This window comes from Sulfitobacter sp. UBA4523, assembly GCF_002388305.1.
GTDB classification, from domain to species: Bacteria; Pseudomonadota; Alphaproteobacteria; order Rhodobacterales; family Rhodobacteraceae; genus Sulfitobacter; species Sulfitobacter pontiacus.
Window position 1 is genome coordinate 1 of the sequence record NZ_DGMH01000017.1, and the last position, 345, is coordinate 345.

The 345-nt window shown below is 62.3% G+C and carries 1 protein-coding gene; it reads right to left on the bottom strand.

The genetic code is table 11. The annotated features are described in order from the left end of the window. The coding region (locus tag B3849_RS03280; protein ID WP_286779812.1) for an aldehyde dehydrogenase family protein at nucleotides 1–305 on the bottom strand (305 nt) is incomplete at its 3' end. Nucleotides 306–345: the final 40 nt, after the last annotated feature.

Genomic DNA, 345 nt, shown 5'->3' on the forward strand with positions numbered 1-345 from the left:
GAGGTTTCCTGATAGGGTTTGCCGGTGTCATAGGTCTCGAGGATCGACAGATCGTGGTTGCGTTCGCGCATGATGTCAGCAGCGCGGCGCAGGATACGGCCCCGTTCGGTGCCGGTCATCGCGGCCCAAGCAGCCTGCGCGTCCCGCGCGGCGGTGATGGCTTTTTCCACAATTTCCGGCGTGGCGGCATAGACGGTCGCGATGACCTCGCCCGTGGCCGGATAGATCACCTCGATCGGGGTGCCGTTGGTATCTTCGACATATTCGCCGTTGATGAAATGGCTGGCGGTGGGTTGCGTTTGCATAGGTCTCTCTTTTCGGTTGGGCCCCGCCCGTATGGCGGGG